Source organism: Microcoleus sp. A003_D6, assembly GCF_036702825.1.
Classification (GTDB): domain Bacteria; phylum Cyanobacteriota; class Cyanobacteriia; order Cyanobacteriales; family Microcoleaceae; genus Microcoleus.
On sequence record NZ_JAUBWA010000003.1, the window covers coordinates 1 to 16889 of the forward strand.

General features: G+C 44.2%; 12 protein-coding genes and 1 CRISPR repeat array. Of the genes, 6 read left to right on the forward strand and 6 right to left on the reverse strand.

Features of this window, described 5'->3' with window-relative positions; all coding sequences use genetic code 11:
• A partial coding sequence (locus QUB70_RS01600) for an ISKra4 family transposase (protein WP_332977992.1) occupies nt 1–699 on the forward strand: 699 nt, incomplete at its 5' end.
• Nucleotides 700–797: 98 nt separating this feature from the next.
• On the opposite strand, the gene QUB70_RS01605 is transcribed toward QUB70_RS01600, so the two are convergent.
• The 3 genes from QUB70_RS01605 to QUB70_RS01615 are packed head-to-tail and all read right to left on the reverse strand — an operon-like array spanning nt 798 to nt 3218.
• On the reverse strand, nt 798–1874 hold the full coding sequence (locus QUB70_RS01605) for a DUF6282 family protein (protein ID WP_332977993.1): 1077 nt from the start codon (nt 1872–1874) through the stop codon (nt 798–800).
• Nucleotides 1852–2757: an alpha/beta fold hydrolase gene (locus tag QUB70_RS01610; RefSeq protein ID WP_332977994.1), complete on the reverse strand. Its 906-nt coding sequence runs from the start codon at nt 2755–2757 to the stop codon at nt 1852–1854. Before QUB70_RS01610 ends, QUB70_RS01605 begins: the two co-directional genes overlap by 23 nt.
• A 14-nt stretch (nt 2758–2771) precedes the next feature.
• Nucleotides 2772–3218, reverse strand: a complete 447-nt coding sequence (locus QUB70_RS01615) for a SufE family protein (protein WP_332977995.1) — start codon at nt 3216–3218, stop codon at nt 2772–2774.
• Nucleotides 3219–3666: 448 nt separating this feature from the next.
• Between QUB70_RS01615 and QUB70_RS01620 the strand changes: the two genes are divergently transcribed.
• From QUB70_RS01620 to QUB70_RS01640, 5 genes are all read left to right on the forward strand, one after another.
• On the forward strand, nt 3667–4179 hold the full coding sequence (locus QUB70_RS01620) for a methyltransferase domain-containing protein (RefSeq protein WP_332977996.1): 513 nt from the start codon (nt 3667–3669) through the stop codon (nt 4177–4179).
• A complete protein-coding gene (locus tag QUB70_RS01625) occupies nt 4158–4553 on the forward strand; it encodes a hypothetical protein (protein WP_332977997.1) in 396 nt (131 codons plus the stop codon). Before QUB70_RS01620 ends, QUB70_RS01625 begins: the two co-directional genes overlap by 22 nt.
• Before the next feature lie 220 nt (nt 4554–4773).
• Nucleotides 4774–5502: a response regulator gene (locus QUB70_RS01630; protein ID WP_332977998.1), complete on the forward strand. Its 729-nt coding sequence runs from the start codon at nt 4774–4776 to the stop codon at nt 5500–5502.
• 6 nt (nt 5503–5508) lie between these two features.
• Nucleotides 5509–6117 (forward strand): adenylate/guanylate cyclase domain-containing protein, encoded by a 609-nt coding sequence (locus QUB70_RS01635; protein WP_332977999.1) that lies wholly within the window; start codon nt 5509–5511, stop codon nt 6115–6117.
• Between the two features lie 101 nt (nt 6118–6218).
• Nucleotides 6219–7154 (forward strand): spermidine synthase, encoded by a 936-nt coding sequence (locus tag QUB70_RS01640; protein ID WP_332978000.1) that lies wholly within the window; start codon nt 6219–6221, stop codon nt 7152–7154.
• A gap of 238 nt (nt 7155–7392) precedes the next feature.
• Nucleotides 7393–12501: a CRISPR direct-repeat array (repeat unit 37 nt; unit sequence GTTTCAATCCCTGATAGGGATTTAGGTTAATTGCGGC).
• A 270-nt stretch (nt 12502–12771) separates the two neighbouring features.
• Here the strand turns inward: QUB70_RS01640 and obgE are convergent.
• The 3 genes from obgE to QUB70_RS01655 all read right to left on the reverse strand — a co-directional run bounded on the left by obgE (nt 12772) and on the right by QUB70_RS01655 (nt 16736).
• Nucleotides 12772–13812, reverse strand: coding sequence for a GTPase ObgE (gene obgE / locus QUB70_RS01645; protein ID WP_332978001.1), 1041 nt, complete (start codon nt 13810–13812; stop codon nt 12772–12774).
• Between the two features lie 541 nt (nt 13813–14353).
• The gene (locus tag QUB70_RS01650) at nt 14354–15244 is read right to left on the reverse strand and encodes a Mo-dependent nitrogenase C-terminal domain-containing protein (protein WP_332978002.1); all 891 of its coding nucleotides are present in this window, start codon (nt 15242–15244) and stop codon (nt 14354–14356) included.
• Nucleotides 15245–15662: 418 nt separating this feature from the next.
• A complete protein-coding gene (locus QUB70_RS01655) occupies nt 15663–16736 on the reverse strand; it encodes a class I SAM-dependent methyltransferase (protein WP_332978003.1) in 1074 nt (357 codons plus the stop codon).
• Nucleotides 16737–16889 lie beyond the last annotated feature (153 nt).

Genomic DNA, 16889 nt, shown 5'->3' on the forward strand with positions numbered 1-16889 from the left:
ACAGGAGTAAAAATTGGACACACTTGTTTACATCGATTGGTAGAAAAACAAGAATGGTCAGAACCGATAGCCAAAATTGAGGTCAAAGAAACAAGCATAGATGGAGGGAAAGTCCGTCTGAGAGGGAAGTTGGGCGAAGGCTCTCATTGGCAAGATTATAAGGCCGTGCGGTTACACGAAAGTTATTATGGGGCTTTTTATCAAGAGAATGAAGCATTAATTAACTATATAAACCATCAGCCATTAGCCGATATATTAACTTGTTTGGGTGATGGACATGAGGGAATATGGAATATTATGAGCCAGTTAAATCCTGGTAAAACCAGACGTGAAATTTTAGATTGGTATCATTTAATGGAAAATTTATATAAAGTGGGAGGGTCATTAAAATCTTTAGCCAAAGCCAAGGAATTTTTGTGGCAAGGTCGGGTCGAACCTACGCTAAGTCTATTTAAATATTGTCGCAAAAAAACCGCCAAAAACTTTTGCAAGTATCTAGAAAAGCATCGCTCTCGAATTGTTAACTATGAGCAATTATCATCAGACAAGATTTGTTCCATAGGCTCGGGAGCCGTGGAATCGACGGTCAAACAAATAGATAGAAGGTTGAAAATTTCGGGAGCTCAATGGTTGAAAAAAAATGTCAATCAAATGCTAAAACTTCGTTGTGGTTACCTCAACGATCTCTTGGCCATTTGAGGCTTTTGCAAAACCGGGATGCTCCCTATTAGTTATTTACTACCAATTAGCAATGCCCAATGCCTAATACCCGATGCCCGATGCCCGATGCCCGATGCCTAATTCTGAATTCCTAATAATCTAGCCGGATTTTCTTTCATCATTAAATCAATTTCCAACTGAGAAATGCCTTCATTCATCAATTTTTTGACAAATAACTCGTAACCTTCCGCTGGTAAAGGATCTGGTTTTCTGCCCAAATCTGTACTCAGAACAAAATGCTCGGCTCCTATTAATTTGATAGCAGCCGCCATCCGCTCCATCGAAACATGATGCCAGTTTCTATGTCCTTCGTCAGCGGCATTTTCTCCCATCAAATCGTTGACAAATGCTAATTCTAGAAAAGCTCCCATTGCGGCGGCTGTTTGCATATTTTTTAAAGACAAACCGGGTACATCGGCCATTGCGTGGGTGATCAGGATGTTTTTAATGTTGAGAAGGTTGGCTTGTCGGACAACGGCCATAACTTCTTCTGAGGAAATATGCCCGGTTTCCAGCACCAAATTTTCTCTAGCTATTATCTTGAGTACCGCTTCAGTTTCCGGTAGAATCTTGCCATTTTCTGCGACTTTAATCCCAATTCCCGACTTGTGAAAAACCTTTAAATGATGCTCGGCATCAACTGTTGGCAGCCACACTACTTTACCGTATTTGCCGCCGATGCGGTGCATTGCTTCTACAGCATCGGGATTAATTCCGCCTACAGAATGATTGAGAACAATTCCTCCGAAAACTTCGATTTGCGGTACTATTTTATTAACTAGAACGGCCCGCGCTGCTGTACTGGCATAATGATTTTTCAATACAACAGCTTTCATCTTCGCGCTAGCAGCTAATTTCGCTACCTCAAAATCGTCTAATCTGCGGGGAATCACATCAGGAGAAGAATGAATGTGAAAGTCGATCGCACCTTCAATAATACTCTCTTGTGAGTTAGCAAACGGTTGGTCTCCCACAGCATACACTGGCAAAGAAAAGGAAGAGAAAACTAGCCAAAATACCGCTGTTATTCTGATGATGTAAACCGCCGAATAGTAAGCCGCCGAATAGAATTCGGGGCTACACAAACAAAGTCCGCCTGCGCGGACTGGAGAAGTGGAAATTTTAAGCAATTTATAAAAAAGATTTAATCGCATTTGCTAAAGCTTCTGCATTTTCTTCGTGCATACCCAAAGAACCGGGAATAACTCGCGATTCAACACCCGGTAATTCCGTTAATGCTTCCATTTCAGCCTTTGATTTTGGCGGCGCATTTTCAGCAATTACAACCATCACCGGTACTGCTAAGTGTTGGAATTTATCTGTAAATTCCGATCGCACTTTTGCCGGATCTAAACCACCAGTCACAAAAGCGGCGGAACCGTACCGAGCACCTGGTTTTTGCGTAACTTGCCATTTGCTTTGGATGAAATCGGGCGTGACTTTTGCAGCATCGGCGTAGACGTGGCGGCGGTACATCAAACTGAGGAATGAGGGCGCAGTATTCAGTTTGTAAAGGAATTGACCTAAAAAGGGCGATCGCACTAATTCTCTCACCATTCCGTGCCACCCGCTTTGCTGTTTGCTCATCGTCGGCAAAGGCCCGCGCCAAGTCGGCGCAGCTAACACAATCTTTGACCAAACATTGGGCTTTGACTGCGCTAATTGCATCGCATAACCCGCCGCGTGACCGGCCGCAACTACAGCAACAGGACTCTTAAAAATTGACTCAACAAAATCCTTGAGAAATTGATGGTATAATTGCGGTTGGTAGTCGGTGCGCGGGCGCGACGATTCGCCGAAACCCGGCCAATCTAAGCTCACAACTTGAAATTGGGGAGCTAACAATTCTGCTAAAGGACGCATTTCTTCTCGCGTCGAAACCGTACTGAATGCCGGCAGCAACAATACAGAATTTCCCTTTCCTCTGGTTTCGTAAATAACTTTGATTTGCGTGGCTTTCCAGTTCCAGAGATATTCTTGAACTGCGGCGGGATAGTTGCTAGAATTAGATTTTGTTAAATCTGTAGTTTGAGTCATAGATATTTATCCTGTTAATTTGCTTCGGCTTGCTCGCTCAATTCGCAAGCAAGTGCCTTGTTTCTCATCATTTGAAAGATGTTGTAAAATCCGTTAGCGCGGGAGGGTGTCAGGCTCACATTCAATCCCGTATCTTGAATGAAATCTGGGGTGACGCTAACAATTTCGGCTGGCGTCAATCCGCTCAAACCTTCCACGAGCAAGCCAACTAATCCTTTGACTAACTGAGCGTCTGAATCGCCTTGAAACGAAACTTTTCCGTCGGCTAAATTGGCAGTAATATAAACTTGCGACACGCAGCCAGAAACTTTGTTTTCAGGCAATTTATCGCTTTCGGGAAATGCTGGGAGTCTCTTAGCGTACCACAGCAGTTGTTCGTAGCGCTGTTTCGGGTCGGAGTGTCGCTGAAAGCGCTGGACGATTTTAGCTAGGGCTGCGGGTAGCGCGGTGTTTGCGGACATGATTTCGAGTAGCGGTTTACTTCGTTAATATTACAATACGGTTCACTTAACACTATTTATGCCCCGGAGATCCCCCTAAATCCCCCTTAAGAAGGGGGACTTTGAGAGCTTTCTTGTTCCCCCCTTTTTAAGGGGGGTTAGGGGGGATCTCTCTTAAGTGAACCGTATTGGTTAATATTATACATTTAATTTTGCCGGCGGGTGCGATCGACTGCTCATCTGTTGGGAGTGAAGCCGTCTTAAGGTGAATAGGTTATTGTAGTCAACAAGTGCGATCGTTCCGCAAAAAGGAGAATATATAGCTTTTATCAAAAAGATGAGGTATGACTGACAGCTTATATAACCACTAAACTAAGAGGGCCCAAGCCCAACTACGTACCTCATCTTTCTGAGAACCGCTATATGGTATTTAGTGCTTGCTATTAACGAAGATTGGTGTCGAGTCGTAATGAACCGCGAAACGCGCAGAATCGTTAAAAGCTTGCAGCCCAGTCAATTGAAAGCCTTAGAAATCTCCGGCGACAGTTGGGGGAATTGGGAGTCTTTCAAAAGCTATAAATCGCTGAAATATCCAGATTTTGATATTTGCGAGTATTGCCTCGACGAAACCTTTGATTTGATAATTGCAGAGCAGATATTTGAACACCTGCTTTGGCCTTACCGCGCTGGAAAAAATATATACAAAATGCTGGACAGCGACGGTTATTTTTTAATAACCACACCATTTTTAATTCGCATTCACAATTATCCTACAGACTGCTCTCGCTGGACAGAAACTGGCATCAAATACTTGCTTGCTGAATGCGGTTTTAATTTGGAACGCATTCAAACAGGAGCGTGGGGAAACCGAGCTTGTGTAATGGCAAACTTTGCGAGGTGGGAGATTTACAATCCCTCGATTCATTCGCTAGCAAACGAGCCGGATTTTCCCTTAGTAGTTTGGGCGATCGCGCAAAAATAGCTCCGGGCGATCGCACGCAGTTGGGCGAATCAGCCGGTTGGCCTGGTGTTTCGCCAATTCGATCGGGATTTGCGATCGCCCTCAAAGACATCACAGATCCAAACAGCGTCGGACTTACCAGTAGTGTGAGGAGCAATTTATTCATTTGTCCTCTTGCAAAAATAACTAGGACGGGCTCTCCGGCCCATCCCACAAAATTTTTTTTCTTGTGGAATGGGCCGGAGAGCCCGTTCCAGAATTTGATTAAAAGGATTTTTGCAAGAGGTTTATTTGTCCTCCTTAAAAACTTCAACGTATACAGTAGCGGATTATCTGTTGCAATTCAACAAAGTTTTCGTCCGACATCAGTACGATTTGCCGTTATTAAGGCTTAAGAGCCGAATATTTGCCACCCAAACATCGAATAATTGTCCGCGTATTAGCAACCAGCATTTCCTGATAAGTATTGCCTTCGCTCGCAGTTTAAGATTTGTTGCAATTTTAGTAAATTTAGCTCGCCAGTGATAGCAAATTCATCCAATGCGGGTAAACTGATTTCAGCAAGGGCAACTCGAAGCAGCGAACAAGTTTACCTCAGAAACCAGGTGGGGAGTGATGAGTACAGTTTTAGTGGTGGAAGATTCCCGCAGCCAGCGGGAGTGCATTTCACATCAGTTGAGTTGCAGCGGATTGAATGTAATTCAGGCATCTGACGGTGTGGAAGCGCTGGATAAAATTGAGAGAAATTACCCGGATTTAGTATTATTAGATATCATAATGCCCCGTCTAGACGGCTACGGTGTTTGCCGTTTAATTAAAGCTAATCCCGAAACTAGGAATATACCAGTCGTATTTTTAACAGGAAAGGGACAGCAGTTAGGTTTATTGTCTAGGGCGATCGATCGCGCCGAGGCTTATGTTAGCAAACCTTGGCAGCCAAGGGAACTTTTGGCAACGATCCAAAAAGTTTTGCTCAATGCCAATATTAAGTTCGATCGAGCTTCAGCGGACGCTTGGACAGAATACGGGATCTTAAACTTAAGTACAGTCGAACTGTATCAAAGCCGTGCCGATGCTTGGACAAAATACAGCGCCCAAATTATTAAATTGTACGATTCCAGCTTAGCAGCTTTCAACCAAGCTTTGGCAATTGAACCGAGTCACTCCAATGCCAACAAGTATCGAAACCGAGTCCAGACAATCCGGGCAATTTTGATGAAAAAATTAGAGCAAACTCAACCTTGTAAAGTCTGCGATTATTATTACGGCAAGGACGGCATCAATTGTGCGGTGCATCCGGCTGGCCGCCCTCAAAAACTGTGTCGCGATTGGGAATTTAATTAAACTAAAATGAAAACAAATAACCGCGCTTACTTGGAAAAGTTACTGCAAGAAAGAAACGAACATCCCGAAAGAATGGCGGAAATTGATGAGAAGATAGATGCAACTTTTCGCCAAAGTTACGCAATTTTAGTAATGGATATGTCGGGATTTTCGCGCACGACTCTCCGCTACGGAATCATTCATTTTTTGGCAATGATTCACCGGATGCACGGAATTGTCAAACCGATAATTTCAGAATGCGGCGGCACTGTAGTTAAGGAGGAAGCAGACAATATTTTTGCAGTTTTTCCAAATGTTAAATCAACTGTGGAAGCTGCGATCGACTCTTTGAAGCAAACGGCGGCTGTCAACACGACACTGCCGCCGGAGATGGATATTTACCTCTGCATTGGTATTGGCTGCGGCGATGTTTTGATGCTGGAAGGAGAGGATATGTACGGATCGGAATTTAATCTGGCATCCAAGCTGGGAGAAGATTTGGCGGAACGGGGAGAAATTTTGCTCACCTCAGCGGCATTTGAACAGTTGGAAGGTGACAAGCAAGATTGGGAAAAAGTGGAAATTTCAATTTCTGGGTTGGAATTGGTGGCGTACAAGCGGCTGCAATCAACTTAATTTCTCTAGTTATATCTTTAGCCCTCGGCGATTGAAACCGCTACTACACAAACGAAGTCCCAGCAGAGGGGCATTAAGAAATAAGCCGGATTTGGTATCATATGATTGACGATTACAAAAATTGGCAAGCTATTAATCTCGGCGCAATTGGGCAGCGGCTTGCTTGGCTGCAACAACAGCCGGATGGAATCATTTTTTGCAAAGATGCGGGAGTTCACTATGTTGCAGTCAGAAAAGACAAATACCAAATTAACCTATCTTTAGTAGAAAAAGTTAATTTGCATACAGATTTACTGCAATCTGTTTGCAATTTCCAAAATCCTTTACATCTAGTGTCTGAATATACTCAGGCAATGATGTTGGGTTTGGTGTGGCAAAGCCAACCTCAAAGAATCTACATTGCTGGTTTTGGCGGCGGCAGAATTCCCTTAGTTTTACACCACTATTTGCCGGAAACTGTTATAGAATGTGCGGATGTCGATCCGATCGCGATCGAAGCAGCTACACAGTGTTTTGGAGTGCAGTTCGACGGCAGAATCACAGTGGCAATCGAAGATGGGAGAGAATATCTAGAACAGCAAAATCCCGATATTAAGTACGATATCATCATGACGGACGTATTTTTTGGCAACGGATACTTTCCCCACCGGCTGGCCACCAAAGAATTTTATGAACTTTGCGAAAAACGCTTGTCAAGCGAGGGAGTTGTGCTTGTAAATCTGCTGCAAAGAGATGAGTTTTATGCGGAAAAAATCAAGACTTTCCAAAGCGTGTTTTCTCAGGTTTGCCTCTGTCCGTGGAAGGACATTAACAGCGTTTTAATTGGTAGCAACAGCGCTATTTTAGAGAAAGATGAGATTGTTTCCAGAGCAAAATATTTGCAAGATGGCCATCAATTTTCATTTCCATTAACAGACAGAGCACAGGAAGTAAAATTAGGTACAGAATTGGCGGAAGCTATACCTAATTTAGACCAAGCTCAAATTTTGCATGACGATTCGCCGCCCGCTGGTTATTTTGATTGCTGGTTATTCTGATATTGATAACAAGTCCGGGTTTACTCTTTGTGGAACAGGCCGGAAAGCCTGTTGGTGATGCGGCTTTCACGAAGTTGAGATCCCGGCGATTTGAAAGAGACTGTTAGCGAATTAAAAAAGGGTGAAATCAAACATCCCATAATCAGGACAAAAGAACTATGATGAGCCAGAGATAAAAAGAGCAGAAAAACTAGAGACACGAGTCAAGCCAATCGGAATGTTGCGCCTCAAGTGGATGGTTTCAATCCCTGATAGGGATTTAGGTTAATTGCGGCTTTAGATGATGACATTATCGTAGTAGCTAAGCGCCAACGTTTCAATCCCTGATAGGGATTTAGGTTAATTGCGGCAACGAAGCTACTTAAAGACAGCAGAGTATTACTTAGTTTCAATCCCTGATAGGGATTTAGGTTAATTGCGGCAGCTATTGCCGTGATAATCTCCCACTAAGAAGATAGTTTCAATCCCTGATAGGGATTTAGGTTAATTGCGGCGCAAATGCAATCTGTTTGATCGGGGTGGGCTGCTGTTTCAATCCCTGATAGGGATTTAGGTTAATTGCGGCTATCGTTGCCCTACGCTACCTCTTTGGGGAGCAACGTTTCAATCCCTGATAGGGATTTAGGTTAATTGCGGCAGTGGAGGTTTTTTTCCGGGGCTCCCCACAGATGTTTCAATCCCTGATAGGGATTTAGGTTAATTGCGGCAAACACCGACCGCCGACGCACCCGCAACAAGCGAACAGTTTCAATCCCTGATAGGGATTTAGGTTAATTGCGGCAATCCAAGAAATCAAGCCCAACTTTGCAGTTATTGAAGTTTCAATCCCTGATAGGGATTTAGGTTAATTGCGGCAGGATAATTGGATAGTAGAAGGTATAGTTGTTAGGTTTCAATCCCTGATAGGGATTTAGGTTAATTGCGGCAATACTATGCCACTCATACTGTCTCAGCTACTATTGGTTTCAATCCCTGATAGGGATTTAGGTTAATTGCGGCTCAATTGGGGGCAAGTTGAACTATTGAGACAAGCCTTTGTTTCAATCCCTGATAGGGATTTAGGTTAATTGCGGCGCTAGAATACCTTTCCTGGTCAAATGCTAATAAACGTTTCAATCCCTGATAGGGATTTAGGTTAATTGCGGCGCCTAATGTATTTGGTGTTATCAACAAAAAGAAGGTTTCAATCCCTGATAGGGATTTAGGTTAATTGCGGCCCTAATACTTGGAGCATAATCAGATGAACCTTCCTAACTCGTTTCAATCCCTGATAGGGATTTAGGTTAATTGCGGCTTTAAATAAAGTATCCCCTAGTATCAAGGGAGTATCTTGTTTCAATCCCTGATAGGGATTTAGGTTAATTGCGGCTGATCGATGTCCCTACTACTGAGTCTGTCACAGGTTTCAATCCCTGATAGGGATTTAGGTTAATTGCGGCCTTAGAGTCAGCAATGATATGGGCAAAAGAGAAGGTTTCAATCCCTGATAGGGATTTAGGTTAATTGCGGCTGCCATGCTTTACTTTCCTATCATGCTACAAATTATCACGTTTCAATCCCTGATAGGGATTTAGGTTAATTGCGGCCGGCGGGATAAAAGATTTAACCGAAATAGATCGGTTGGTTTCAATCCCTGATAGGGATTTAGGTTAATTGCGGCTAGGGTTTTTCCGGGGCAAGTCGCGGCCGGGGGGCGACCACAAGAGCTGGTTTCAATCCCTGATAGGGATTTAGGTTAATTGCGGCCATGAAATAAATAAGCCTGATGAGCAACAACAGGTTTCAATCCCTGATAGGGATTTAGGTTAATTGCGGCGGGAGTTGAGGCAATCTTATCTCTCACTGGGGGGTTTCAATCCCTGATAGGGATTTAGGTTAATTGCGGCGCATCAGTGACTAGCTCATCATCTGAATCATCTAAGTTTCAATCCCTGATAGGGATTTAGGTTAATTGCGGCTTAATTTAAGAAACTAGAATCCTGCCACGAGTATCCGTTTCAATCCCTGATAGGGATTTAGGTTAATTGCGGCCCCTTGAAGGCGACCAGCCAATCGAAGTACACGCGCTGTTTCAATCCCTGATAGGGATTTAGGTTAATTGCGGCATGAAATGGGTTTATATGCTCCTTCTTGTCAGTCCTGGTTTCAATCCCTGATAGGGATTTAGGTTAATTGCGGCTCTCTCGGTTATTAGCAACTAGATAAATATACAGCCCGTTTCAATCCCTGATAGGGATTTAGGTTAATTGCGGCTTAAAAATTGAGCCGTTGCTTTGTTGGCAATGTCCAACTTTTCGTTTCAATCCCTGATAGGGATTTAGGTTAATTGCGGCGAAAGTCAGATTTTTTCTAATATTTCTTAGATGGGGGTTTCAATCCCTGATAGGGATTTAGGTTAATTGCGGCTATCCAGAATCTGCCGAGTGGCTTTATGGTATTACTGGTTTCAATCCCTGATAGGGATTTAGGTTAATTGCGGCTCAAATACCCTATCTTGAGAAGCTTCCAAAACTTGAGAGTTTCAATCCCTGATAGGGATTTAGGTTAATTGCGGCATAAGTGCCGAGAACTGGGAATAAATACCACGCAGCGATTGGTTTCAATCCCTGATAGGGATTTAGGTTAATTGCGGCAAAGACTACGAGTTTATACTGAACTGAAAAAAATGTTTCAATCCCTGATAGGGATTTAGGTTAATTGCGGCTCTGTTACCAAGATTTTTCCAACCCCAAAGAATTTGGTTTCAATCCCTGATAGGGATTTAGGTTAATTGCGGCAAGCTGTGGAGATGTTGCTGAGCATTTGCTCTATGTTTCAATCCCTGATAGGGATTTAGGTTAATTGCGGCATCAGTTTTGGACTCACTATATCAAAAAGTGAACTCGCGTTTCAATCCCTGATAGGGATTTAGGTTAATTGCGGCTTTGTGGGCTAACCACTGGATAGACAGGGAAGCGGATTCGTTTCAATCCCTGATAGGGATTTAGGTTAATTGCGGCCGGGCGAGGTTGTGATAAATCGTTACTTTGAACCGTTTCAATCCCTGATAGGGATTTAGGTTAATTGCGGCTGGATATCTAGGAGGGCTGCTTACTCCAACACCCGTTTCAATCCCTGATAGGGATTTAGGTTAATTGCGGCCTTACACCCCACTGACAGCAGTTGGCTACTGTCAAGTTTCAATCCCTGATAGGGATTTAGGTTAATTGCGGCTCGGCTGTTGAACTTAGCTAAGCAATTCTTGAAAAATCTGTTTCAATCCCTGATAGGGATTTAGGTTAATTGCGGCTTGAGGAACGGCTGGGAAAATTGAGGGCCTGAGTGAGTTTCAATCCCTGATAGGGATTTAGGTTAATTGCGGCAATTTCGCCAGCATCCGCACGATGCCTATATGCGTTTCAATCCCTGATAGGGATTTAGGTTAATTGCGGCACGAGAAAGAAAAAATCCCGCCGCTCCTTGAAATTTGGGTTTCAATCCCTGATAGGGATTTAGGTTAATTGCGGCCTGATAAAGCTTTTACTGTAGATATTGGAGAAGCTAGTTTCAATCCCTGATAGGGATTTAGGTTAATTGCGGCTCAAACAGGTACTCCGATGCACTACATAGCTAATTCATGTTTCAATCCCTGATAGGGATTTAGGTTAATTGCGGCGTTACTTAAAAGTGATCTATACTGACTGAGAAAGTTTCAATCCCTGATAGGGATTTAGGTTAATTGCGGCTAGATTGGTTAGAAAATAATGGGGATATAATGCCGTCATTTGTTTCAATCCCTGATAGGGATTTAGGTTAATTGCGGCGTATCCTCACCTGTAGCTACTCAAAATCAAGAAAAAGTGTTTCAATCCCTGATAGGGATTTAGGTTAATTGCGGCTTATCACTTATGTCTAAGTCTGGAGTAATAGTGGTAGTATTGTTTCAATCCCTGATAGGGATTTAGGTTAATTGCGGCACTAATAAACCTTCTTCTGTAATTTCATAAGGCAAAGTTTCAATCCCTGATAGGGATTTAGGTTAATTGCGGCTTTAGATGATAATGATTTGTTATGTGTTATCAAGTTTCAATCCCTGATAGGGATTTAGGTTAATTGCGGCATAAGCGGCCCTCCACGCGCAGGCAAAGGAACTTGGTTTCAATCCCTGATAGGGATTTAGGTTAATTGCGGCAACGGAGCCGATCGCACTTCACGCACGATCGGCAGAGTTTCAATCCCTGATAGGGATTTAGGTTAATTGCGGCCCAAACCACCAATCAGCAAGGCTTGCAGGTCAGCGTTTCAATCCCTGATAGGGATTTAGGTTAATTGCGGCAAAACATACTTAATTATGTCTAAGTTGAGTTTTTGCCGCGTTTCAATCCCTGATAGGGATTTAGGTTAATTGCGGCTCAAGTTAGCATCAGGTTCGCACGAAAAGTTTAGTTTCAATCCCTGATAGGGATTTAGGTTAATTGCGGCTCAATCGCTACTCTTCTGAGTTTGCTAGTCGAGCAACTGTTTTGGTGTTTCAATCCCTGATAGGGATTTAGGTTAATTGCGGCTTACTAAATCTTTTCAATAGTAAACTTAGGATTAGTTTCAATCCCTGATAGGGATTTAGGTTAATTGCGGCAAAAGCAATCAGCGGCACTTGAAGAAAAAGTCCTCAGTTTCAATCCCTGATAGGGATTTAGGTTAATTGCGGCATACCATGAACAACACACGCCCCAAAAGTTTAGCAGTTTCAATCCCTGATAGGGATTTAGGTTAATTGCGGCTCGACTGGCTGATTGATACTTTTGTGCAGCAGATGGTTTCAATCCCTGATAGGGATTTAGGTTAATTGCGGCGGAAGCTCAGAATAGCACCACAGGCTGAAGCTATGTTTCAATCCCTGATAGGGATTTAGGTTAATTGCGGCTAGGGTTATCTCAAAGAGAGTTTGCCAAGGAACTTTCTGACAAGGTTTCAATCCCTGATAGGGATTTAGGTTAATTGCGGCTATAGGCTACAGAAAAAGTAAGCACGTCTACAATCTGGTTTCAATCCCTGATAGGGATTTAGGTTAATTGCGGCTTGAACAATACTGCTATTATATACAACTCCATATGAGAGTTTCAATCCCTGATAGGGATTTAGGTTAATTGCGGCCTAGTTCATTCATGATAAAAGTGAGTTCCACGTACTGTTTCAATCCCTGATAGGGATTTAGGTTAATTGCGGCCCTTAAAAAGGGGGAGTCGCGGGAAAGGGTCGCGTTTCAATCCCTGATAGGGATTTAGGTTAATTGCGGCCGCCTCAAAGTGATATCCAAAGATAGAAGAGTAAGTTTCAATCCCTGATAGGGATTTAGGTTAATTGCGGCCGCCCGTGTCAGAAGCCTTACTGTATTTAGTTTTCAAGGTACTGTTCCGTGAACCATCTACAAAATATCATTTCAGCCACCGCCCTGTCAAGAGACAAAAAATGCAACAACCACGAAAGCCATACTCAGCAAGAATTGCAGCGTTTCCGTGAATCGATTTTTCAAGCAGAGAGGCTCAAACCCTTGCCACACCAGCCATACAGCCGAAAGATTTGACCCCCTCAAAAAAACACCTACCCATTCACGGAAATTCCACGAACCGGTAAGCAATTAAACACTCGCGACTGCTAACAGTTCCTCAGCCTCTTTCTCGTTCATCTCGTCGAGTTTTTGCCAAACTTGCTGCATCAATTCATCCAACCCAACTCGACTCACAGCCGAAATCAACAAAATCGGAGCGCCGCTAATTTCTCTGAGTCGGCTGGTTAAATTACCGATTTCTTCGCTTTCGAGGTCGATCGCATCTACCTTATTAAAAGCCAAAATCTGCGGTCGATCGGCTAAACCGCGCCTGTAAGCCTTTAATTCTTCCTGAATTGTGACATAATTGGCGATCGGATCTTCATCCGTAATATCAATCAAATGCAGCAACAACCGAGTCCGCTCAATGTGCCGCAAAAACTCGTAACCCAAACCAGCACCTTCGTGCGCTCCTTCAATCAATCCCGGAATATCTGCAAACACCGTACCGTCGCCAGTCGGTTTTCTGACTACACCCAAATTCGGGACTAAAGTTGTAAACGGATAATCTGCTATTTTGGGGCGAGCCGCAGACAAAGCTGAAATTAACGTCGATTTGCCCGCATTCGGCATCCCGAGAATTCCCACTTCAGCTAATAGCTTCAATTCCAAACGCAAAAATTTGTGTTCTCCTTCTTTTCCCGGCATCGCATAATCGGGAGCGCGGTTGGAATTGGTCAGAAAACACTTGTTTCCCAAACCGCCTTTGCCGCCTTTAGCTACGCAAAAAGTCTGTCCGGGCGTTACTAAATCTGCTAAGATTGCCTGAGTTTCCGCGTCGTAAACTACTGTACCGCAGGGAACTTCGATCGTGCGATCGTCCCCAGAAGCCCCAGTCATATTCTTGGGCGCGCCGCGCTTCCCGTCATCGGCTTTAAAAATCCGGTTGTACTGAAAATCCAGCAGCGTTTGCAGGCTTTCCACCGCCACCATAAACACAGAACCGCCCCGCCCGCCGGTGCCGCCGCTGGGGCCGCCCGCCGGTACATACTTTTCTCTGCGAAAAGCTACCATACCGTCGCCGCCTTTGCCGGCTGCGACTTGAATATCTGCTCGATCGATAAATTGCATAATTTAGTCAGTAGTCAATAGTCAGCAGTCATTAGTCATTAGTCATTAGCTATGATACCAGATCCAAGTACAATATTCCTCTTTTCCTTGAGTGTGCAGAGGCAGACTCCAAGCAAGTGTAGTCGCGACTTACAGTCGCCGGAAAAATATAGTTATACCAATTCTGAAAAGTAGTGCCTACCGAGAGATTTTACCCGATCGTCTGTAGGGAAACGGCACTGCCGTGTCCGGCTCTGAAATCTGCTATTTTTAATAATTTGTATAAGATTGAGGATAGTACCAAGACTTTTATTGAAATAGTATTATCAAAGATTTGAGCTTAGCAAGGCTTACCCACAAAAACTGAATAAACCGGGTTTTTCTACTGGATTTTTCTACTGGCGCGGATGGGTGTAACGATGTTTTGTCCTAGAAAAACCCGGTTTTTGCATCCTAGACTAATTAGTAGTCATTGGTTAATAGTTACAGTCATTAATCCAAGATTTCACAAGAATGACAACTGACAACTGACAACTGACAACTGCCTACTGCCTACTGACTGCTAACAATATATCGATACATCTTCCTTACATTCATCTGCCAAATAGCAGAGAGATCGAAAGCGCATCCCCACCAACTGTTCGTAAAGCGGGTTAATCTTGCACATCGCCGGAATGTGCACGATTTTGCGTCCGAACAACACGACATCTCGCTCAAACGGACACTGCGGCGGAATCATTTTGCAGACAAAGTGTGCGACTCTGGGATCGTGAACTTCCCAGGCGTCAAGCCAGTCTTTGACTGGTTGCAGGACATTTTTGTGGTGAGGTTGAGGTAGTCGAGATGAAAGCGGGGTTCCGGCGACGGGGACGACATTCGCATCAAAGACTATTTGGCTGCTGGGCCCCTGCGGATCGGACTTGCTGTCTTCGATGGTGTGTCGCAGAGCTTCGATCGCCTCGACCTTGTGACCCAAAGCTGTGCAAAACTTGTAGATTACCTCGTCTTCACTGAGCGAGTAGGTACCGTCTGCCAAGGCTACCATTACTGCTGTCCTCAAAAAATCCTCGCCTTTGGATGTGTCTTTCCCTAAAACAGCAGCTAATTCCTCTGGGGCAATCGGTTCAAAAATTGCCTCAACAGATACCGGATGCAGTTCATCCTGAGTTAGATTCGCAATCATTTTTTGCTCGTTTTCGTCAAAGTTGCCGTCTGCCCAAGCAATTGTTAGCAATCCGCGCAGCCAAGCGGTAATCTCTTCATTGGTGCAGGAAGATTTCGCGTTACTCATTAGCATTTCCAGTTGGATATACCAGTCAATTTGTTCGTTTACAGCGGGATAAATATTCCCCTCCGAATAATTTTCACTGCTTTTTTGTTCGATCGATCTATTTGTTGAAGGTTTGTGCCCGAAGATTGCTCCAAACGCTTGTAGTGGACGTGTTAAAAGCATATTTGTTTCTCAGCAGCATCGCTGACTAGCGAGCTAATCTATTGGCTAATCCTATTCCCTAAAAAGTCATCTATCGGGAGGAATAGGTTTGTTGAATTCATCTTAACTCTAGTTGCACCCATCGAGATGACGATCGAATTTTATGCAAGCCCGATTGCCATTAGCCACCCAATTTTTCGCAAGAAATAAAAGGTTGGCAAGCGTTGGATCTAATCAGACACTGGGTTTGTCACCCAGGGGCGATCGAACTTCACTATGTTTCTATTTTAATGTATATTTTTGTAAATTTTGTGTAACGGCGTCGCAACATTTGACCGCGAGCTGGCTTTACGCTTTTGAAATCAAAAGAACTGAGGCAACGCTTCCGGGCTGTCAAGGGTTTTGATTGCTGTGTCCGTATCGAAAAAACTGATTTTTTTTAACTGCGGCGGCACAAAATCCAGCGCAATTCCATTGGCGGGCGTCCGTTTGCCATCGGGAAGACGTCTCGACCGGTTGCCCAACTGGGAAACCAGGGCGTCGGTGGCCAGGCTCCTTCTGGCAGGTGGTGGCGTTCGTACTCAAACACCAATTCGTCGGATATTTGGACTAAGGGCAACCCTTCCATTGCAGTGGCGAGTTCTTGGGGAGTAAATAAAGTAGACCAGGAGAGTTGGGCAACTTGTCGCACGAGGGTATCCGGCTGGTAGTCGCCGACAGTTAAAAACGTGCTGAACAGCAACAGGCCTCCGGGACAGAGGGAATCGCACATTTTAGCGAGGAAAAGCCGTACTTGATCGCTGTCTCGAAAATGTGAAATGACTTCGGCGGCAACTGCCAACTGGTAGCGGGCGGGTTTCATCCGCATTAAGGGGTCGAGTACGTCGCCTTCGGTAACTGTCACGGGAAGGTTTTCGGCTGTTACGGCCGCTTTCAATTGTTCTGCAAAAGCTGGAGTTAGCTCGATCGCATCTACAGAATAGCCCAATCTCGCCAGCGGCAAGGTATTGCGGCCGGTACCAGCCCCCACGTCCAAAATCCGCACTCGATCGGGATTTCCCAATTTAGCAGCCGTCGCCATCAATTTTGCGTCTGGATGAGAGCCAAAAAGCGGAGGTTCTCTGGTGTCTACCCAGCTTTTGTACTGTTCTCCCATTGTTGAGGTAGTAACAATCACTTTGCAAGCTAAACCGGTTTGCGGCGGCTGTACTGATTCGTATTGCAGGATCAGCATCGATGCTGTGGAGGTGCGGTAGCCTTGTTCTAACTTGCTGACTAAAAGCTTGCTGAGTTCGTCTCTGCGTTCTTCTGGCAGGGGTCTGTCGAGAGTGCGAAATAGCTGTTCGATCGCCTTGAGATAGTGGCTGAGCATTCCCGGTATGCAGGGGAAAACTAATTCTCCGCGAGCGATGATGCGAGTATTAATTTTGTAGAGGATAGCTTGCTGGAGAATGTCGGGATTTACTACCAGCGGTAGCTGTTCGGTTTGGTCGATCGTACTTTCGGCGCCCATAGATTCCGCGAAGAGGTGATTAGTTGTTAGTTGTTAGTTGTTAGTTATTTGTTATTAGTTATTTGTTATTAGTTATTTGTTATTCGTTATAACTCACATCTTGCACCCTTTTCAATAACAGGCAAGATGCCTGTTCCACAAAGAGGGAATTTT